This window comes from Methanobacterium sp. BRmetb2 (assembly GCA_003491285.1).
Lineage (GTDB): Archaea > Methanobacteriota > Methanobacteria > Methanobacteriales > Methanobacteriaceae > UBA117.
The window spans coordinates 1,622,184-1,643,907 of sequence record CP022705.1 but is presented as its reverse complement, the minus strand read 5'-3'; the positions used below and the strand labels follow the sequence as shown (position 1 = coordinate 1,643,907).

Sequence of the window (21,724 nt, the reverse complement as noted above, 5' to 3'; positions counted from 1 at the left end):
AATGGAAAAAGAAGAAATAATAAGAATGTTAAACGAAGATTTTGTCCGAGAACTCGAAACAACCATGATCTATGCATATAATTCCTTTGTCATTGAAAATTGTGACTCCAGCAGGGTTACAGAGGCCATTTCTGTAGATGAAATGAGACATATGTGGTGGTTGGCTGATCTTATCACTAAAAGAGGAGGAAAACCCACTATGGAACATAAAGAACTTGATTTTGGTGGGGATAATTTGAAAAGTCAGCTTGAACGACAGATCCAACTTGAAACAGAAGGTATTGACAAATACAATCATCAAATAGAAGTTATAAACGATGAAGAAGTGATTGGAGTCCTTAAACATATAATAGATGAGGAAAAAAGACATCGCAAAGAGTTTAGGATGAGATTAGAAGAATTATAGAATATCTTCTCTTAATTTTAATTTTAAAAAAAATAAAAAAATATTAGAAAGGTAATTGTGCGTAGCGACCTTTCCAATACAATATTTTACAATTTTGCATAACGCCTAATGTATTTCTTGAACTGGTTGCATCTGCTGTATACCAAGCACCATTCGCATATAACTCAGCCCACACATGTCCTACGGTCATTGAAGAGAATTCACATTGTGCATGGGCATATCTTGCCGGAATTCCTACTGATCTGGCCAGTGCAATCATTAAGTGGGTGTGGTCTATACAATTTCCATTTCTCGTTTTTAACATACCTGTTGCGCCGTATTTGGTGTTATAATAGAAGGTATAACTAATGTTATCTCTGACCCATCTGAATATTCTATCTGCCTTTTCATAATTTGAACCAGCCCCATTGACTATTGACAATGCTAATGATTTTATTGCAGCATCATTAACCTGACAATTGTTGGTGGCAATGAGATATGGTTTCAACTCAGGCGGAATTACCTCTTTAAAGTTGATTTTTTTAGTGTTAACTATAGCGTAGTTAGGTAATCTCTTCTTGGAATTGTAGAAGTCCATTATTTTTGAGAAACTATAAACCATGTTGTTATAGTCTAATTTTCCTGCTGAGTATATTCCATAATTTGGTGCTCTATTATGTGACTCTAAGAATTTCTTCAGATTATTTGCAATCTTCACATATTCTTTCTTATAAATATTGGCGACTATAGTGTTTCCACTGGGATTTGGAGCTTCTCCAAATTCTCTGAATTTTATAGGATTGGAGGTTCCTTGATTTATTTGAACTACACTAGAAACCAGCATGTATAAAAATTCAGCCATGCCAATTTGTCTTCCAGATAAAGTCACATAATTGGGAAGTCTTTTATTTGTTTCAATAAAAGTCTTTACTTTTGAAGCTGCAACCTTTATTTCATTAATTGTTGTTGAATCAGCTACATACGAGTCAGCAGAACCCGCGGAATCAGTACTGAAAAATTGTTGATTAATTAAGCCGTAACGGAACAATACAAATCCTGAAGCTCCGTTATCTAAAGCAGCCTCAATATCATTATCTAATTCTGAAGCAGGTATAGGAACTACATTACTATCTGACCTATAACTCTGCAATCCAGCAATTACTGGCTTACCACCAGCTTGGTCTTTAATATATTTCACAGTTGACCCAATCCAATCTGTGTCTTGATTGTAATTACCTTTGTAAACCATTGGTACCAAAAAGTCTAAGTACTGTGAGAGTTTAGCATAATCCTGGCCGTAATATTTTGCATTCACTGATTTTTCTGGCATTACTGCTGCAGATACACTAACTTTGGTTTTAACTGATTTTACTGTGTTGTAAGCACGTTTTACAAATGAAGTTATGCTTTCAACACTATTATCGTGTTTGTAAGCTGTACCTGGGTATCGTACGTAATCTAGATGAATACCGCTTATATCATAATTTTTGGTAATACTTGATATTGTGTTTATTAGAGCATCATTAAATGCAGTACTTGTACCGTATTTGGTTTGATATTTATAGGTAGTTTTAGTTACCCATTTATATTTGGTTGTATATTTCCATTTGTAAGTCCATTTGTAAGAGGTAATGGATTTCCAAGTGGATTTCCAAACATATTTCCAGTGCCCATAGGATTTGTACCAGTTTTTATACCAGCTTTTGTACCATTTTTTATAGGGAATTTTGTACCATTTTTTATAGTAAACTTTATAGGCTGTTTTTATTTTGGATGTAACTGGAACTTTTACCTGGTAGCTGTATTTACCTTGTGGATCCACCCATTTACCGTTGCTATCTAAAAAGCATATTATCCATGCATGAATACGGATCCCGCTTCCTTTTAACTTAGTTATGAGTGTTTGAAGTTGATTGGTATATGTATACTTATATCCCTTAGTTAAAAGAAATATATCTGTTATACCTGCCGTTTGTAAGGTAGTAACGTTAATCTTGCTAACATCTTCTGGTTTTAACCAAAAGCCCTGCATATTTTCGTATACTTCCTGGCCTGCAGCTGCATATTCCTGAATGTTCTCTGAATCATTATTCGTAGTACCAGTACTATTTTTAGTACCAGTTTCCTCTTCAACATCATTTGAATCCAAACCATTTTCTATAGGTTGTTCATCAGTGATGTTGGTATCATTAGTATCAAGTTCATCTTCATTGGTATCTGAATCCAGACCATTTTCTAAAGGTGGCTGATCATCAGTGTTGGTATCATTAGTATCAAGTTCATCACTACCGACATCTGAACCTAAGATATTTTCTAAAGGTTGTTGGTCATCTGTGTTGGCGTAGATGCTATTCGAACCAAGCAATGATACACTTAGCATGAATATCATTGCTAAAATTACTTTTCTCGAAATTCTAACGCCCCCTCGTCCATATATTTAAACTGCCAACTTTGACAATTTTTTTGGACGGTTAAACTTCTTTACTTCAATAATATATAAATATTTTGTTTTTATTTCAAAAAAAATGGACTGATAGAACTCTTTTCTGAATTTAAGACTTTATTTAAAGGAATTAAAATAATTATAAAGAGAGGTATTACCTTAATTATTTTTTTTAAGAATTAAGGAACTATTTGTGCTTTTTTAATCCAAAAAATTAGTATTACTCTCATTATTAGAATATTTAAAGTGTTTAGATAAATTATTACCATATCTAATTTCTAATTTAGATTATAGTCAGAATGAAAATTCTTTTAATAAAAATAGATTAAATTTAAAACTATTAATCAAAAAATGAAATGGTTTAAGCCTATTTATAGGATTTATTATTTATTTATTTAATAAAACTGATTTCACAAAATTTTCAGGAATATCTGACATTTCTAAGATATGATTATATTCTGCAACTCAAACCATACCCATAGAAAAACCTATAGAAAATTTTTCCCATATAACCTATTAAAAATGGAATAAGATTAACAATTAACGTTAAAAACCTTTGAAAACTATAAAAAGAACTTTAAATCTGTAAATTTCGACAATATTTTGTTAGAATATTCTAAAATAGATTAGTATAAAACTTTTTTAATTACCCTAAATAATTAATAATATCAAAAAATTAAATTATTTACTCACAAAAATTGAAATTAATTAAGTGAAGTAAAACTATAATAAATCAAAGGAAAGTTAACATGTTAAATCCACAATATGAAAAAATTACTAATTTTGAATTTGCTTCAGGGGACATTTTACCGGAAATAGAAATAGAATATGCCGCCCGGGGAAAAAAGAAAATAGACAAAAAGGGGCATATTGACAATGTTATTTTATTTTTACATGGTTGGTCTGGGGATTATTCGTCAATCGATCGTTTAAAGGACATAATTGGCTCTGGAAAAGCTATTGATACTGACAAATATTATGTTATAAGTACCACTGCTCTGGGCTCGCCAGGATCTTCTTCACCTTCCACTACTAAAATAGGAGTAAAATTTCCCCAATACACAATTAAAGACATGGTCAATGCCCAGTACAGACTTTTAAATGAAAATTTAAATGTGAAAGAATTAAGAGGAGTTATCGGAACTTCAATGGGAGGTTTTTTAACCTTGACTTGGGCCACTGAGTATCCTGATTTCATGGATTTTATAATGCCCATTGTTACTGGTTTTGATACCAAAGGCCGGAACTTTGCAATTTTCAGTTTAATGAATCTACTTATTCAACGAGATCCCGATTATAAAAATGGAAAATATGAATCTAATCCTAGAAATGCCGTTGAAAATGCTTCTATGCTGCTTTACTTATTTGCTTTTTCACCGGATTATTATAAAAAAGAATTTGAAACCAATGACATTTTATATAGTAACTTAATAGAAAGGGGAATTGAAGGTCAAAGAAAAGATGCTAATGACATATTATGGCGAAACCATGCTGCCAACTCCTTTAATATTAAAGATGATCTCATCAAAATTGAGGCTAAAACACTTATAATTGGGGTTAAACAGGACCAGTTATTTCCTCCAGAAACAGATACAATCCCACTCCACAGAGCCATAAAAAGTTCACAATTATTTTTATATGACTCAAATCAAGGACATCTGGGAATTAATGAATTAATAAAAGCAGAAAAAGTTATAAAAGAGTTTTTAAGTCGAATTTGAGATTACAATGTTCTCTGGAAGAATATTTTAAATATATTAATTTTCCAGTAAAAATTAGTCTGGAATAGATTGAAAGTTATATTATATTTAATTCATAAAATAATTACTACAATTTTTAATAGGTAACTTAATTCTTCGAAGGGATTTTATGGAAGTAAACGTGGTGGATTATGGTTTTTTAGAGGATTCCAAAAGATATTATGTTAAATATAAAATTTCAGATATTAATGTTCTGACCAGAAAGAAAATTGTTAACAAGTTGGAAGAAGAATTGGAAGTAAAAGACAAAAACATCTATTTAACTATGTACTTTGAAAGCGAGTATTACCCTTTTAAAAGTAAAGAATCTCATGAAAGATTTGATGATTACAAGGCCAGGGAAGAAATAGAAATGATTGCCTATATTTCCAGTATTCTGGAAGAAGATTAACTAATTTGGAGATTTGAATGAAAAAAAGTGATAAACCAAAAGCTCTAAAGTACAGACAGAAAATGCAGTATTCTATGGATAAAGCCCGTTCCAAAATGGGCCGGCACAAATTTAAACCGGAAGATTTCGAAATAGTTACCATAAAAGTTACCATACCTAATTTGGGTCCAGAATTCCATAATTACCGCATAATTAATATTGCAGATATTCATTTAGGGCAATGGTTGACCCCTACCCGTTTAGATGGTGTAATCAATCTGATTAATAAGGAAAAACCAGACATGGTTACCATAACCGGAGATTTTGTCTCATATGAAATTGATGGTGTTTTGAAGGATTTAAGTGACTGCTTGAATAAACTAAATCCAAAAGATGTCTCACTTGCAGTTTTAGGGAATCATGACCACTGGTTGGGCGCAGATAAAATAAGAAATGTTCTAAAAAAGAATGGTATCGTCGATGTAAGTAATGATGTTTATACTCTAAAAAAAAATGGTTCACTCCTACACATAGCTGGAGTTGACAGTGTAATGTTAGAAAAACACCGCTTAAATGAAGTTATGGATATCATACCCGATGCTGGGCCGGCGATCCTTTTAGCACATGAACCTGATTTTGCAGATATCAGTTCTACTACTGGAAGATTCAGCTTACAAATTTCCGGACATTCACACGGAGGCCAATTTGTTATACCGGGTATTGGGACTTTTATTCGCGGTCCTCATTTCATTAAATATCCTATGGGTAAATATCAGGTAGGTGACATGGTACAGTATACATCACGTGGTCTGGGAACCAATGTTTTCTGGCTTAGAATTAACTGCCCTCCTGAGATAACTGTATTTATATTAGAAAGTCCAGAGTTATCAACTGATGAAGATCAATAAAGATTTTTTTATGTTTATTATTAGAGGTATGGTAATATGGTTAAGCGAAGCTCTGGGACTCATATTACTTACTTATCTGGATATTGGCTTTAGCGTTAACAATATAATCACTGCAATCTTAGTTATAGGTATAGTAAGTTTAATCAACGCCCTTTTCTGGCCCATATTATCTAGAATTTTACTTCCCTTCCTAGTTTTTACTGTGGGTATAGGTTCCCTTCTATTAAATGGCCTTGTAATATGGGTGGTTAGTGAAATTATTCCCGGTATCAGTATAGATGGAGGGGCTCTGTTTCTGGTACCATTAGGACTTGCATTAATTAATACTTTAGTCTCTGCAATTTTAACTGCCGATGATGATGCATCTTATTATCGTAATGTTCTAAGAAACAGGCTTAAAAATAGAAACAAAAACCATTCTGGAAAAAAACCAGGCTTTATATTTTTAGAGATTGATGGACTTGCTGAAGAGACATTAAAAAAGGCAATCAAAAAAGGGTACATGCCCACTCTTAAAAGGTGGCTGGAGGAAGGTAACCACAAAATCAAAAAATGGGAAACTGATCTTTCCAGTCAAACTGGTGCCAGTCAGGCAGGAATACTCCACGGACAAAACAAAGATATTCCTGCTTTTAGATGGGTGGAAAAAGAGAATAACAATAAAGTTATGGTTTCAACTGGACTTTCTGATGCCCCCATAATAGAAGAACGTATCTCCAATGGAGAAGGTCTTCTTTCAACAAACGGTGCCAGCCGTACTAATCTCTTTTCAGGAGACGCTAGAGACGTTATTTTTACATACAGCACACTTAAAGATTTGAAAAAATTTTATAATAGTACGTGGTACTATTTCTACTCAAATCCATCTAATTTTGGGCGTACAATAGTACTATTTTTCTGGGACATAATTATGGAAGTCAGTTCCAGGTGGAGACAATGGCGGAAAGATGTAAAACCTCGTCTGAAACGTAGTTTTATATATTTATTTGTTAGAGCAGCAGCTAATGTGTTTTTAAGAGAAATAACCACATATACTCTTATTGGAGATGTATTCGCCGGGAAAATTGATGCAGCTTATGTGACCTATCTTGGCTATGATGAGATAGCTCACCACTCTGGAGTTGAAGATGACGACGCATTTTATGCATTAAAGGGACTGGATAAACAGTTCAAAAGACTTGAAAATGCACTTAAATTTGAATTAAGACCATATCATTTGATAGTACAATCAGATCACGGTCAAACTAATGGAGCCACATTTAAACAACGTTATGGCTATGACTTAGAAGAACTAGTTCGTAGATTGCTGCCTAGCGGTTTTAAGATCCACAGTGAATTTGATTCAAATCAGGACCATTTTGGCCAGATAATAACTGACCCCATAAACAATAGTAAAGAGTATGTAAAGACCAGAAGTGACCAGATCACTGATAAAAGTAAAGATTTCGCCTACAATGCTTTTAAAACTATTAATGAGAATAAACACGTTAAAGGAAGGTTACTAAAGTACATCAATAACTACCCAAAAGAACAAAAAGAAGATATTAAGCCAGTTAGTGCTGAAGAATCACAAATGATAGTTCTAGCTTCTGGAAACTTGGGTTTAATCTATTTTACAGAATGGGAAAAAAGATTAACCTATGAAATGATCAACCAGTATTTCCCTGATTTAATACCAGGACTGGCCAATCATGAAGGTATAGGATTTCTGATGATTCGTTCAGAAAGTTTCGGTCCGTTAGTAATTGGTAGTCAAGGCATTTATTATCTCTCGGATGATACTGTAGAAGGAGTTAATCCCCTTAAAGACTTTGGACCTAATGCTGCTCATCACCTTAAAAGAACAGATAGTTTTAAATACGTCCCTGACATTTTAGTTAACAGTTTTTATGATAAAGAAAAAAATGAGGTAGCCGCCTTTGAAGAGTTGATAGGAAGTCATGGAGGTTTAGGCGGGAACCAAACAAAACCATTTATAATGTATCCTTCCACATGGGATTTAAGTGATGAAGAGATTGTTGGGGCAGAAAAACTCCACGAAGTACTTAAATCACAATTAGAATCTTCATGGGAAATGAAAAATTAGAAATATAAATCCACAGGGTATGAATCTCCTTCTTCCTGACCACTTGCAGGTAGAGAAAAGTGTAAATGTACTATAAACCATTCATTATCTCGTTTTTCAGCCACTATGCTTAGACGGCCCACCATTATTACTTCTTCTCCAGACACCACCGCATTCATCATCATGCGCATGGATGCCCATACCACATTTTGGCTTGAAGAAATTAAAAGATTCTCGAAACCTACGTCTATTTCATCTGCCTGTTTAAAATCTCGTTTAAAACCTTTTTTTAAGTCTTCATATCCTTGTACCCATTCATCTTCGCCGGTTCCTATGAAAACAAAGTCAGGATCATCGGGAAAAAGAGACATCATTTTATCTAAATCTTTAGCAGCATAAGCCTTAGTATAACGATCTAATAAGTCTTTTACAGCATTTTCAGTTTCTATATCAGCCTTCACAAAATTACCCCCATTAGTTAGATTGTTAAGTTAGTTAAATAGTTAATATTATAATCTCCTCAAACTTTAATCTTTTGATTGTTTTATTAGACATAATGTTTTGAAACCAATATATGAGTAAGACATCAAACAATATTTCAGTAAACATCATTTTATTTGAAGAAGGGAAAGAGAATTATACATATAACGATATGTTTCTTCTCAAAAAAGAGGAACTTTTCAAATTAAAATAGGGAATCTCATTGCGGTTTAAAAAAAACCATTAAACTATAGTACGAATCATACCTCTTAAAAGAGTGCAAAAACCAAAATTTTTAAACCAAACAAATTATTTAAATTTTAAAAAGTAAAATAACAATTTAATTAATAATTTAAATCTGAAAATTATAACCTAAGTAGGGAAGTGAATATTGTTAGAGAAATGAAAAATCATGATTATGGTAGTTTCCTTAAAGAAACTCGTTACTGGACTATATTTCTTGCTCCTAATCAGAGCAATATTGGAACATGTGTCATAGCACTAAAAAGGAATTCAAAAGAACTATCTAATTTAACAGACGATGAATGGGCTGAATTTGCATTATTAGTGGAGGAAATGGAAGAAAGCTTGAAAAAAACTTTCAATGCAACCATGTTCAATTGGGGGTGTCTTATGAATTCATCATACCTAAAAGAATCCCCTGATCCGCACATACACTGGCATTTTATACCCCGCTACAATCATCAAGTTGAATTTGAAGATTTAACCTTCGATGACCCTTATTTTGGTTACATGCACCCCCGTCCTGAAAAAAAAGTTTCATCCCAGGTTAGAGAAAAGATAACAGAAAAAATATTGGATAATATGGAATAAAACTAATAATATGGGTTTTCACGCTCTTTAATCACTTTTGATTATACTAACTCTTCCCCATTTTCATATACATAAATACACATGGCCGGACATGACTCAGCCGCATCTATGCTGCACATTTCATCCTTTAACTCAATTATTTGTTTTTCATCAATATTTTCTGAGTTTTTCAAGTATGCGAAACCATCTTCAGCCATTTCAAATAATTCTGAACAGATATCCACACAATTTCCACAGGAAGTACATATAGATCTATCCAGTTCTACTCGTACTGTCAAATTAATACCTCCCCTATAATTTAAATCAAAGAAAACTAAATAAATATATTCTCTTCATATTAATTAATCTTATCAAAAATATAATAAGGAGCCATAAAATGGATTTAAGCCCACACGAATTAATGGAATTACAAGAACAGCTAGTAATAATCTATAAATTAATATCACAGCACAGATTAATGAAAAAGTTTTATTATAACGGTGTAGAATTTGATGATCCATTCATTAATAATTCTACCTTAATCCAGGAGTTTATGAAACTGAAAGATCCAGAAAAGGTATTAAAAGGTAGCATTATGGAAATCGAAAAAATGAACAATCCAGAACTAAATAAAGAGATTGATTTCAGTGATGTTTTAGATGCCTATGATATGGATTTGCTAAAATATAAGTACAATATAGTAAAACCATTGGATATTGATAAATTGAACATTAAACAGCTTTTAAAGCAGATATAACTTGTTAACACTGTTATCTATGACTTATTATAAACTTTTCTGGCATTCAGGGCAAAAGTAAGTTGTTCTTCCTCCTACTTTAATAATGTTGATCTTGCCTCCACAGGGACATTCACCACCAATGTATCGGTGTGGAAGCAGATAGGAATCCGGCAAATTTTCAGGTTTATCCATGTAGTCTATGGCCTTTTTTAGAACTTTTTTGGTTGAACTGAACAATTTTTTAATTTGGGAAGGTTTTAATTCATCAGCAGGGATTAAGGGATGTAGTCTGCTTTGATAAAGTATTTCATCTGCGTATAAATTACCAATACCTGCAATAAAATTCTGGTTCAACAGGAGAGGTTTTAACATTCCCCTTCTCTTTTTAAATATTTCCTTAAAGGACTGATAACTTATATCAAGAGCGTCAGGGCCTAATTTCTTTTTGGTTATGAAATCGTCAATTGACCGGGTCAAACCTATCTTTCCAAACTTTCGAGGGTCAATAAAAGCTAAAACATGTTTATTCTGGAAATGAATGGAAAATCGGCTGTAGGGATTTCTTAAGGGGATTGAATCATATTCCAGGAAGCCAGTCATGCCAAAATGCATTATCAATGAGTAACCATTATCTAAATGGGCAAAAAGATATTTCCCATAACGGCCACTGGAAGTAAACCAACACCCATCTAAAACTTTCCGGAATCTGGCGGGTTTTTCAGTTAATATTTCTTTGCTTTCGAAGTTAACACTCTTAATGATCTGATTTAATGAACATGAATCAAAATACTGCTTATAAACTTCGACACTGGGTAATTCCGGCATATTAACACCTAACTTATGTTAATCTGGATATTTCTAATTCAAATAATCTAAACTTAAAAAAATTTTAATCAGTTATCAATATTTAAAAACATTGAAAAATCCCCTGAAGACATCTTTAGCCGATTCTATTAGAGGATATTTTATACTGGATGGATCTTCTAAATCTTCCAGTCTATCTACTCTAAAATAGATAGGGGGATGAGGATCCCACATGGTCCATCCTAAAATCTTAGTTGCAGATCCCCTTTCATGTTGCAGCTTTTGGTAGCCAATTTTTCTAAGAGCTTCTGCAAGGACCTTGGGTTTTCCAATTTTAATGGCTGAAATCAGATCTGCTCTGGTTTCAAAGAATTTAGCAATGAAAAATATCATTCCCATCGCAACAAATAGATATATTAATGGTGAAATTAGAACTATTGGAAGTAAAATAGTTAAACGTAGTATAAACTCTCCAGAAACTAATCCAAATAGTATTATAGGATCACGTCCCTGCAAATGCCCTAATTCATGGCCAACTACAGTTAAAACTTCTTCGTCAGTGAGTTGGAGTAAAAGGCCAGTAGTTATCAAAACTAAGCCTCTACTTGGACTTGGACCGGTGGCAGCGGCGTTAGGTAGCATATTGTTGGAGATAACTATCTGGGGCATGGGCATGTCAAATTTTTCAACTGCTTCTTTGACAATGCTGTATATGTTTACTTTCTGGCTGGATTTAACTTCAGGATTACATTGAAAGCCATATTTGGAAAATATTTCCTCACCCAGTTCACAAGTCGGTTCTAATCCTTTTTCCAAAGTTTTACTGTAAATTTCCGTCTTCATCTTAATAATGGTTTCTTCACCAAATTTTTCTTGGAACTCTGTAAATTCCTCCACCGGCAGTTGATACTGTACAATGTGAACATAGGGATTTTCAGGGGTGATATTCCAATCAGCCGTTCTAAGAAGAATTTTATCGGCGAATAAAACAATCACAAGTTGAATTCCTAAGATTCCTATAACCGCATAAAGGCCAAAGAAAATAAATAGTATAATGTTAAAAATGAAAAATAATGCATATAATAGAAGTAAACTGCTCCCAAATAGTCTTTTTGAAGCTTTTTTACGTTTGGAAGGTTTAGATTCTGGAATTATTTCTTCTCCCTCAACCCATGCAAAGTAAAGCGTGGATTTTCTTACATTGTCCTCGTATAACTGGATTAGAATAGTGAGATCTTCTTTTAATTCAATTAACGTTTTTTTATTTAATTTGGAGCTGGTTACCTCTACTCTTATTGGATTTTCTGCCAGCACTTTCACATTTACTTCCTGGTTTTCGTGGCGTTTTTGGGGTTTTATGGTGAAAAATAAAGCTTTAACACCCTTTTCCATGATAACTTTTATGTTGGAGAAGTTTTCGGGCTGTGCTTTCAGATAGTATTTCTTCATAAAATCTAGAATTTCATTGAGGTATGCAGGAGAAACTTCAGTAGCTATCTGAAAATGTTCTTTATGCGACATTAGCTAACCTTTAATGGGGTTATTGAATATGGAGAATAATTCCATTTAACCTGAAAATTACTTACTTATGAAATTTTGATGAGATGATTATTGTTTTAACTCTTATTTATTCAAAATATTTTTTTAATGATATTAAATACTGTTATCCTTCAATTATTAAAAATTATTTAATTAATAACCTCCAGATATATTCTTATTAAATTAAAATTTTAAGTGGGGGTAAAATATCATGGCATATCGTCTGATCCTATTAATTCTTCCGGCGAAAAATGGGAGAAATCTGGATGAAATTCTAAAAAAGTATAATGCTCTTGCCACTTGGAATGTGGAACTTCCAGATGAGAAAGTACTGATTAATATTCTTATTCGTCGGGAAAAAACAGAAACCATTCTAAACTTTTTACAAAAAGAATTTTCACATTTACCTGATTTTAGAACCATTCTTATGCCTGTTGAAGCCGCGCTTCCCCTGCCTGAAACTCCAGTAAATCTTTCATTAGATAGTCAGGACGAAGAGGAAGAGGGTTTTATTCTTGAAGAACTATTAGAACGTCTTACACCCCAAGAACTTGCTGATAGGTTGAGTCGTCAAGAAATTTATTCTGATGTTTCGGACATTAGTCGAACATCAAATATTTACATTATAATGATTGTTTTATCTTCAATTGTAGCTTCCATTGGTATTCTTAATAATAATGTCGCAGTTATAATAGGTGCCATGGTTATTGCCCCATTATTAGGTCCAAATGTTGCTTTATCACTTGCAACTGTCCTGGGAGATGTAGATCTGGCTTTAAATGGTATAAAAACTACCATGGTCGGAATTATCACGTCACTGATCATCTCCATATTTTTGGGTTTAACCTTTCCTGTGGATACTTCCATCCCAGAACTGCTATTAAGAACTAGTGTAGGTCTTGGAAGTGTCACACTGGCATTTTCTTCAGGTATTGTAGGTGCTCTGGCGTTGATAGTTGGATTTAGAACTACCCTAATTGGTGTAATGGTTGCTGTTGCATTATTGCCGCCGCTGGTTAGTTTTGGTCTTTTAATAGGCTCTGGTAATTTTTATCTTGCTAGTGGAGCACTGCTATTATTTTTGGTCAACCTGATATGTGTAAACCTCGCAGGCGTAATAACTTTTTACCAACAAAAAATAAGACCTATTGATCCTGTGAAACTTAAAAGATCGAAAAAAATGACATATGGAGCATTAATTTTATGGTTATCCCTGCTGGGATTTTTTATATTAACGATTTTGAGTCGAAGAGGAGTATTAAGCCTGCTTGAATTATAAAAACAATAAAATTTGCAGATTAGGATTAACCAACATACAATCTTTACTTAATAATCTGCCTTTAAGAATATAATATTAGTATTACTCTTTAAATAATAATTAATATAATGAAAATTAATATTAGTATGATTTACCAGTTTAAAAGTATTAAATGAAAGAATTAATTACTTTTGCCGTCCTAAAAATTCATATGAAATTTAGGGTAGAAAAAAATCTTAAATCAGAAGAATTGTTGAATTTTATTGATGAAGCATTAAACAAAAAAGCTTTTCTTATATTAAATGCATGTTGCGAGGTACAATACAAAGGCAGAGCAATTAGTAGATTGGGATTAGGCGAGAGAACTATTATTATAAAGAGTGATGGTTCATTCCTGATACATCAAGATGTAAATCTTGAGCCAGTTAACTGGCAGCCTCCCAAGACAAAGTTCAAAGTGGGATTAGTTGATGATAAAGTAACCATAACTGGTTCAAGAAAGAAACCCAAAGAAAAATTAGAAGTTGAAATATACCAGGCCCACATATCATCATATCACATAGGAACAGATACTAAATCATTAGAATTAGCGGGATACGAACAAGATATGGTGGATTTAGTATATAAAAATCCTGAAATAATAGAAAGTGGTTTTAGGGCAACTTCAACAGAATATTCTACTTCAAATGGGTTTATAGATATATTGGGAAAAGATAAAAATGGAAATTTAATGATCTTAGAATTCAAAAGCCGGCGTGCCGGTGTAAATGCAGTAAAACAATTAAAAAGATATATTGACACATTTTTAGATCATAAAAATCCAGTTCGAGGATTATTGGTAGCCCCTTCAGTTACGGATGAGGCATTAGAATTACTGAAAAAATATGAATTAGAATTTAAAGAATTAGAACCCCCCAGAGAACTTGAAAAGGACAAATCTCTAACTCTGGATTTTTTCTCTAAATCAGAATAAATATTGGTTAAATAATAAATTTATTTCAAAGATAATTATCTTAAATAGATCAAGATTTGTAGATGAATAAAGTATAAAAATCAATTTAAAAAATGACTCAACGAGGTAGATATGACATTAAATAAGGAAATTAAAAAGGTACTTCTGGTAGGATACAATGGCGCCAATAACACCGGCTCTGAAGCCCGACTCTTATCCATAATAGAAGATGTTAAAAAATTATTAGGCCCTGAAGTTTTAATTACCATTCCCACATTGAATGAAAAAAATTTAAGGCGTTATCTTGATGAAGGCCCTAACATACGTATAAAAGCTATTCCCAGCATTTTTCACCTATCTCTAATTCGTCTAGTTAAAAAAAATGATCTAATCCTTCTGGTGGAAGGCAGCTGCTATATGGACACCTGGAGTTCTGCACTACTTACTGCCTTTCTATGGAGTACAAAATATGCCTATAAACATAATAAACCATGTGTAGCCTACGGTGTAGATGCGGGACATCTATCTCTATCTAACCAGGAAAAAGTGAAAAAAGAAGCCAGTAAAACCAGTCTAATAATTACCAGAACCCATGCCGCAGCAGAAATCCTAAGATCAATAGGAGTTACTGCCCCCATGAAAGTGACTGCAGATTGTGCATTTACCTTCAACATTTACAAGGAAGATGAACAACTTTTAGACAAAATTTGGACCAGCAATAATGGATTTGTTGGGTTGGCCGTGGTGGATTTCCATCTCTGGCCAGTGCAAATGCGTTTATGGGGTAAAAAAGAATATTGTTACAAATGGCCCTACTATTTTTCCAGATCGCCAGAACATCTAAAATCCAGTGATAAACTGGCTCATAGATGGGCTCATATGGCAGATGGAATCATTGAAAAATATGGTAAAAACATAGCTTTAATTTGTATGGAAGATGTGGATAACCCACTGGCTGGTGCAGTATTGGAAAAAATGAAAAATAGAAAACAAGTGCGTATTTTTTCTTCCAGTGAATATAATGCTTCCCAGATGACAGGTATCCTTCAAAACCTTGATCTTCTAATCACCTCCAGATACCATGCAGGAGTATTATCCTTGAAAAAAGCGGTTCCCCAAATTGCAATAGGACATGACACTCGTTTAAAGACTTTTTATCAAGAATTAAAAATTTATGATGATTATTTTATTGATTATGAAGAAAAAGATGCCTGGAAAAAAATAAAAAAAATTTCCCATGAGTTAATAGAAAAACCGAATGATCTAAGGAAGATTTTAAAGAAGGGATTCTTACAGCACGTGGAAAGGGCTCGAGAAAATCCAATTCTTCTTAACAGGTTTATAAAGCAGGGAAATCTTTAAAAATCAATTTAATACTTAAAATTGAGTTATTAAAAATTAAATTACAATAGGTATTGTAAAATGACTGGTCAAATATTAGTAACCGGGGCCACTGGTTTTTTAGGAACCCAAATAATGAGGAAATTAATTGAAAAAAAGAAGAAAATCATAGTTTTAGTCCGTGGAAAAACTTATGAACAAGCTTTAAACCACCTTATGAGGTCATGGATGGAATGGCCGGAAATTTTAGAAGCTTTAAAACAGGACATTAAACTTCTTAAAGGAGATATTTCAAAGCCATATTTGGGGCTTGAAGAAGATGATTACGACCAATTAATCAAAAATTTAAGTTACATTATAAACAGCGCAGCGGATCTAAGATTAGATGCCCCATTAGATGAACTGAGGAAAATTAATGTTAAAGGAACATCTAACCTAATTGAACTGGGTGAGAAAGTCCATGCTGACCATGGATTGGAACGTTTTGTTCATATATCCACTGCCTATGTGGCTGGTAAAAGAGAAGGTTCAATCAAGGAAGAATTCCTGAGCGATGAATTTGGTTTTTCCAGCAACTATGAGCAGAGTAAATATGAATCTGAAGTAGTTGTTAGAGAGTCTATAATTCCTAAATCTATAATTCGTCCGGGTATGATTGTAGGAGATTCAACTAAAGGATATATTAAAACATTTAATACTGTTTACGTTTTATTGCGCCTGTATTTAAATCAACAACTATGGATTGTACCTGTGGATTCATCATTGAAACTTAATATGATCCCGGTTGATTACGTTGCTGAAGCTGTAAATACTATAACTTTTGAAAAGAGAGCTGAAGGGAAAACATTCCATCTTACTGCACCTTATGACTCTTTACCAACCATTAAAGAGCTGATCGAATTTGTAAATAGATGGGCTTATGAAAAATTAGATATTAAAATTTCTAAGTCGTTATTTATTAAAATTCCCCCAGGAATAGTTAATAGATTGGAAGGGATAAAAAAATATCTAAATCCTGTAAATAAACGTTTAATTGAAACTTTAATAACCCTTTCGCCCTATTTTAATGAAAACCGGGCGTTCTTAAGGGATAACACTGAAGAAATTTTGGGAATTTATAATTTAGATTGGAAAAGGTATCTACCAAATATTCTGGAATTTGCAGTGCGTTATGGATTTTTCCACCGCAGTGAGCGAACTATACATGAACAAGTAATGTTTCGACTGAAAAGCCGTTCTAGACCAATTAAATATTTTGACATTGTAGATAGAAAAGGCATTGAAATTTCATCTGACGAGATTAAAAAGGACATAATTAAAGCAATAAAATCCCTCCAACATTTAGGAATTGAAAAAGGGGATAGGGTTGCCTTGGTCGGATATAACAGTACCCGGTACTTAATTTTGGATGTAGCAATCGGGATGTGTGGCGGAGTAAGTGTGCCCTTATATTACACCAGTCCCCTGGATGAAATAAATCAAATTATAGAAGATAGCGACGCTAAACTTCTTTTTATAGGTACTCCAAAAATTTTGGAAGATATTAATCGACTTGAACTGAATATTCCTCTAATATCCTTTATTGATAAAAATAAAAGTTTTAATCAATCCATTCTAAACTGGAAGGAATTTCTGGAAGTGGGTAGAAATGAAAAGTGTAATTTAACTGCTCCAGTGAATTTCAGTGATGTGGCCACCATACGCTACACCTCAGGGACAACTGGTAAACCAAGAGGAGTGGTATTTGACCATGATAATATTAGATGGATGGCAGAAACTCTGGCATCACTACCCCCATGGAAGGATAGAAACCAGGAAGTGTCTTATCTATCCTTTCTACCAATGAATCATGTGGTTGAAGGCATTCTTGGGACTTACTCTCCCTATTATGCTCCTGCTCCATTGAAATTATATTTTTTGGAGAATTTTCAGGATTTAAAGTATGCGCTGCCTAAAGTTAAACCAGTTATATTCTTTTCTGTTCCCCGTTTTTATGAAAAAGTTTGGTCCCAGACTGCATCTAACCTGTTTGGTAAACTATACTTAAAAACAGGGATCAGTTATGTAAAAACGGTTCTTGGAAAAATTTTAAAGAGATTTTTACTTAAAAAAACTGGTTTAAATCGATGTTCACAGCTTATAGTTGGATCTGCAGCTGTTAGTGATGACCTATTAACGGATTATCATGAATTAAGAGTGGAAGTCCACAATGCTTACGGTCTTACTGAAGCTCCTCTGGTGACTATTAACCGGGTTGGGAGTAATAAAATAGGAACTGTGGGAAAACCTCTGCCTGAAACTGTTATTGATACTGCTGAAGATGGTGAAATACTGGTCAAAGGCCCCCAGGTAACAAAAGGATACTTTAAAAAAGATTCGAGTCATTTGTTTAAAGATGAATGGCTTTTAACTGGTGATTATGGAGTTGTGGATTCTGAAGGTTATTTAACAATTACCGGCCGTAAAAAGGAAGTGATTATTAATTCTTATGGAAAAACCATTAACCCCCTAAAAATTGAGGCTCTACTTCGGGACATCCCCCATATTTCTGAAGCAATGGTGGTTGGTGATAAAAAACCATATTGTTCCGCCCTTTTATGGATTGAAACTGACATGGAAGTCAATTTCGAAAAAATGGATCAAAACATTATTTCTCTAAACTCAAAATTATCAAATCCTGAACAGATAAAAAGATGGACAGTATTGTACAATGATTTATCCATCGAATCTGGTGATTTAACTGCGAATATGAAACTGAAAAGAAAAGGAATTACCAAAAGATATCAAGACATTGTAAATTATCTTTATAATGGGAAAAAATCATCAAAAATTCTTCACTCTGGTGAATGTAGAGGTAAGCATGAACCTTAAGTTGTATCTGGCCAGCTTATGGCTTCCCAAATATATTATGATACGTGAATTAGATAGGCTTGCCACCGCAACAATTGCTGGCTTAGATAATCTGCTTGAAAATTCTACAAAAGATAAGTTTGACCTGAATCAGTTAAAAAAAAATGACATTGAAGGTAGAAGAGGAGAAATGGCATCTATTCATAACCAGAAAGTTAAAAAACTAATTGATGTTTATGGCTACTCAAAAGGAATAGAAATAGGTAGAAGGGCCATGTATCAGGTTGGTTTAAACTTGGGATTGGACGCCCGTAGGCGATTAGGTGTGGGAAATACTTTGAAGGATTTAGAGTTTGCTGCTAAAATTTTGTATAAAGTATTAGGAATAGAATTTCGCCTTGAAACTAGAGGTGAAAAATTATTTCTTATAGTTAATCGCTGTACTTTAGCAGATTACTATACATCTGACACTTGCAGAGTTTTAAGTGCTGCAGATGAAGGGGTTTTTCACGGACTTTCATCTGGTGCCAACATGAAATTTGAAAAACGGATAACTGAAAATGAGCCAGAATGCATGGCCTGTATCAAAATGGAAGGGGATGTTTAACTTTGAAAGCAATTGTGGTAGGAAGCGGTGCTGGAGGAGCAACTGCAGCTATGGAACTATCAAAAAATGGATATAATGTTACCATATTAGAAGCAGGTGAACAATTCAAGCCTTTCACCCGTTTTTTAACTTGGGCTGAACCTTTAAGAAGGTTAGGTTTACTTGGAAGTGAACAAACAATTTCTAAGCTGTTTCCATCCATAAACATAATTCGCTCAGAAAAGGATTTGGCACTGGTTAGGGGAATAACAACTGGGGGTTCTACAGTACTATCATGCGGAAATATTGTCAGAACTCAAAGGGGCCTGGAAGAATTGGGAATAGATTTGACTCCAGAATTTGAGGAGTTAGAAGATAAAATTATAATTAGTACATTTCCCCCTAAAAGGTGGCGGCCTACAACCCGGAAAATGTTTTATGCTGCAGAAGAATTGGGTTTAAATCCCCAAAAAACTCCCAAAGCTGTAGATTCACTGAAATGTAAATCTTGTGGCTTATGTGAAATGGGCTGTGCCTCTGGTGCCCGGTGGGATTCCAGAACATTTTTAAACGAAGCCTTAGACAATGGCGCAGTTCTGAAAACAAAAACACCTGTTAAAAAAGTAGTTATAGAGAATGGGAAAGCTATGGGAGTTATAACTGGAACTGACCCTGAAAATATTAATAGAATCAATGCAGATGTCATAGTATTAGCTGCAGGAGGGATTGGGACTGCTCAGATACTTAAATCTTCAAAAGTTTCAGTGCAAGATAAACTCTGGGCAGACATTGTTCTAACCCTAGGCGGTATCTCTAAAGGATCAAAACAATTAAAAGAACCACCCATGGTATGGTATACTCAACATGAAGATTATATTTTATCCCCTTATTTAGATATATTCTCGCACTGGTTTTACAAACCATGGAGAAATGTCTCAACTAATGACCGGGTAGGTTTAATGGTCAAATTAGCAGATACAGAAAAAGGAACCGTTAATGAAGATGGAACAGTTAAAAAAGAGATAACATCCAATGATCATTCACGTTTTAATGCAGCTATAGCTCAAGCCCTGAAAATTTTTGAATTAGCAGGTGTTTCTGGACCCTACATTAACGGACTCTACAATGGTGGACATTTAGGTGGAACTGCACCTCTCGATAAGAAAAATGCAAATTCAATGAAACCTGACGGCACTCCAGATAATCTGTGGATATCTGACCTATCACTGGTTCCTCAATCACAGGGAATGCCAACCATGCTCTTAACTGCAGCTTTAGCCTTAAGGGTTTCTAGAAAAATTCTCCAATTAAGTTGATTTATTATCTAAAAAGATCTTAAATAAATTAAATATATTCCAATGAGTCAAATAAAAACCTAAACACTTATATTAAATTTTTATAATTCAATTCCAATTTTATCAATTATTTTTGAAAAAGCACACACCATAATCCCCATAATAATTAAAAATATGAACACACAAAATAACCTTAGCTAGGTTTAATTATGTATGATTTTTTAATTTCTGAAATAATGAATCAAAACCTTAATCTATTTTATTATATTAATTCAGGGATAAATAACTCTTTTTTGGACATTACAATGCCCTTTATTAGTATTTTTGGAAGCTTTTATGCTTGGACTTTGTTTTGTTTTCTTCTTTTAATTTTTGGTGGTAAAAAAGCAAAAAAAGTTGCTATATTGGGTTTAACTGCCTTGTTTCTCGCCAAGTTCGTTGTTGAAATTTTAAAATCTGGTGTTGCTGAACCGCGACCATCTGTAACTTTAAGCAATGTAAATTTATTAGTTTCTCCAAATAACAGTTACGCTTTTCCTTCCTCTCATGCAGCTTCCTCATTTGCCATTGCAACTATTATTGGATTAAAATACAATTTTAATCTTGGAGACAATAAATACAGACTCATTTACCCATTAATGGTCTTTGCTGCTATCATATCATTTTCAAGGATATATGTTGGAGAACACTATCCACTTGACGTACTTTGCGGGGCAATCATTGGTGTCGCATCTGCAATGATCGTTTTAAAATATGAAAAACTACTTACTACTTGGATTAAAACTATTTGGAAAAAGTACTACAGATAATAATTAATACGAATACAATAAAAACTTTTTTTATTTTGCATAACCAATATTGTAATAATACCTATTTTGATTAGATAATTCACGTATTTTTTGTTTTTAGATTGATACAATGTAATTTTTTGAATAATAATTAATCTTGTATTGTCGAATTTTTTTATTATCTCAAAAGATTGTTCCATAGCTTATTATTTTCCCTCGTATCATTAAGTAACTCATTTTCTTAAAAACAGAATTCCTCCCAGAATTAAATTTTTTCAATAGATTAGGATGGCTGCTAACATAGTTAAGATCCGTTCCAGATAATTCCTTCACCTAGCCTTTTAATTT

Annotated in this window: 19 protein-coding genes; 14 read left to right on the top strand and 5 right to left on the bottom strand. The window is 33.4% G+C overall.

Annotated elements, in window-relative coordinates; translation table 11 throughout:
- The first annotated feature begins 1 nt into the window (after window position 1).
- On the top strand, window positions 2–406 hold the full coding sequence (locus CIT01_08145; GenBank protein ID AXV38169.1) for a ferritin: 405 nt from the start codon (window positions 2–4) through the stop codon (window positions 404–406).
- Window positions 407–449: 43 nt separating this feature from the next.
- On the opposite strand, the gene CIT01_08140 is transcribed toward CIT01_08145, so the two are convergent.
- Window positions 450–2,774, bottom strand: coding sequence for a hypothetical protein (locus tag CIT01_08140; GenBank protein ID AXV38168.1), 2,325 nt, complete (start codon window positions 2,772–2,774; stop codon window positions 450–452).
- Window positions 2,775–3,577: 803 nt separating this feature from the next.
- Between CIT01_08140 and CIT01_08135 the strand changes: the two genes are divergently transcribed.
- The 4 genes from CIT01_08135 (at window position 3,578) to CIT01_08120 (ending at window position 7,952) form a co-directional block, all read left to right on the top strand.
- A complete protein-coding gene (locus CIT01_08135; GenBank protein AXV38167.1) occupies window positions 3,578–4,549 on the top strand; it encodes a hypothetical protein in 972 nt (323 codons plus the stop codon).
- Between the two features lie 148 nt (window positions 4,550–4,697).
- A complete protein-coding gene (locus tag CIT01_08130; protein ID AXV38166.1) occupies window positions 4,698–4,979 on the top strand; it encodes a hypothetical protein in 282 nt (93 codons plus the stop codon).
- Between the two features lie 17 nt (window positions 4,980–4,996).
- Entirely contained in the window at window positions 4,997–5,866 is an 870-nt protein-coding gene (locus CIT01_08125) for a metallophosphatase (GenBank protein ID AXV38165.1), read from the top strand.
- Window positions 5,853–7,952 carry a hypothetical protein gene (locus CIT01_08120; protein AXV38164.1) on the top strand — a complete coding sequence of 700 codons (2,100 nt, stop codon included), beginning with the start codon at window positions 5,853–5,855 and terminating at the stop codon, window positions 7,950–7,952. Before CIT01_08125 ends, CIT01_08120 begins: the two co-directional genes overlap by 14 nt.
- Here CIT01_08120 and CIT01_08115 read toward each other — a convergent pair.
- Window positions 7,949–8,392 carry a hypothetical protein gene (locus CIT01_08115; protein AXV38163.1) on the bottom strand — a complete coding sequence of 148 codons (444 nt, stop codon included), beginning with the start codon at window positions 8,390–8,392 and terminating at the stop codon, window positions 7,949–7,951. The two genes, CIT01_08120 and CIT01_08115, sit on opposite strands and share 4 nt — an antisense overlap.
- A gap of 421 nt (window positions 8,393–8,813) precedes the next feature.
- Here CIT01_08115 and CIT01_08110 point away from each other — a divergent pair, with 421 nt between their 5' ends.
- Window positions 8,814–9,245: an HIT domain-containing protein gene (locus CIT01_08110; GenBank protein ID AXV38162.1), complete on the top strand. Its 432-nt coding sequence runs from the start codon at window positions 8,814–8,816 to the stop codon at window positions 9,243–9,245.
- 41 nt (window positions 9,246–9,286) lie between these two features.
- Here the strand turns inward: CIT01_08110 and CIT01_08105 are convergent, their stop codons facing one another.
- Entirely contained in the window at window positions 9,287–9,523 is a 237-nt protein-coding gene (locus tag CIT01_08105; protein AXV38161.1) for a ferredoxin, read from the bottom strand.
- A gap of 98 nt (window positions 9,524–9,621) precedes the next feature.
- On the opposite strand from CIT01_08105, the gene CIT01_08100 reads away from it, so the two are divergent.
- Entirely contained in the window at window positions 9,622–9,981 is a 360-nt protein-coding gene (locus CIT01_08100) for a hypothetical protein (GenBank protein ID AXV38160.1), read from the top strand.
- A 27-nt stretch (window positions 9,982–10,008) separates the two neighbouring features.
- Here CIT01_08100 and CIT01_08095 read toward each other — a convergent pair whose 3' ends face one another.
- Window positions 10,009–10,788, bottom strand: a complete 780-nt coding sequence (locus CIT01_08095) for a formamidopyrimidine-DNA glycosylase (protein ID AXV38159.1) — start codon at window positions 10,786–10,788, stop codon at window positions 10,009–10,011.
- 75 nt (window positions 10,789–10,863) lie between these two features.
- Complete coding sequence (locus tag CIT01_08090) at window positions 10,864–12,288, bottom strand: heat-shock protein HtpX (GenBank protein AXV38158.1); 1,425 nt, start codon at window positions 12,286–12,288, stop codon at window positions 10,864–10,866.
- Between the two features lie 229 nt (window positions 12,289–12,517).
- Between CIT01_08090 and CIT01_08085 the strand changes: the two genes are divergently transcribed.
- The 7 genes from CIT01_08085 to CIT01_08055 all read left to right on the top strand — a co-directional run bounded on the left by CIT01_08085 (window position 12,518) and on the right by CIT01_08055 (window position 21,397).
- Window positions 12,518–13,585, top strand: a complete 1,068-nt coding sequence (locus tag CIT01_08085) for a TIGR00341 family protein (GenBank protein ID AXV38157.1) — start codon at window positions 12,518–12,520, stop codon at window positions 13,583–13,585.
- Between the two features lie 190 nt (window positions 13,586–13,775).
- A complete protein-coding gene (locus CIT01_08080) occupies window positions 13,776–14,537 on the top strand; it encodes an endonuclease NucS (GenBank protein ID AXV38766.1) in 762 nt (253 codons plus the stop codon).
- Between the two features lie 111 nt (window positions 14,538–14,648).
- Entirely contained in the window at window positions 14,649–15,878 is a 1,230-nt protein-coding gene (locus CIT01_08075) for a polysaccharide pyruvyl transferase (GenBank protein ID AXV38156.1), read from the top strand.
- A 60-nt stretch (window positions 15,879–15,938) separates the two neighbouring features.
- Window positions 15,939–18,728: a long-chain fatty acid--CoA ligase gene (locus CIT01_08070; protein ID AXV38155.1), complete on the top strand. Its 2,790-nt coding sequence runs from the start codon at window positions 15,939–15,941 to the stop codon at window positions 18,726–18,728.
- Window positions 18,718–19,314 carry a hypothetical protein gene (locus CIT01_08065; GenBank protein ID AXV38154.1) on the top strand — a complete coding sequence of 199 codons (597 nt, stop codon included), beginning with the start codon at window positions 18,718–18,720 and terminating at the stop codon, window positions 19,312–19,314. Before CIT01_08070 ends, CIT01_08065 begins: the two co-directional genes overlap by 11 nt.
- Before the next feature lie 2 nt (window positions 19,315–19,316).
- Window positions 19,317–20,609 carry a glucose-methanol-choline oxidoreductase gene (locus tag CIT01_08060; protein ID AXV38153.1) on the top strand — a complete coding sequence of 431 codons (1,293 nt, stop codon included), beginning with the start codon at window positions 19,317–19,319 and terminating at the stop codon, window positions 20,607–20,609.
- A 188-nt stretch (window positions 20,610–20,797) separates the two neighbouring features.
- Window positions 20,798–21,397 carry a phosphatase PAP2 family protein gene (locus CIT01_08055; protein ID AXV38152.1) on the top strand — a complete coding sequence of 200 codons (600 nt, stop codon included), beginning with the start codon at window positions 20,798–20,800 and terminating at the stop codon, window positions 21,395–21,397.
- Window positions 21,398–21,724: the final 327 nt, after the last annotated feature.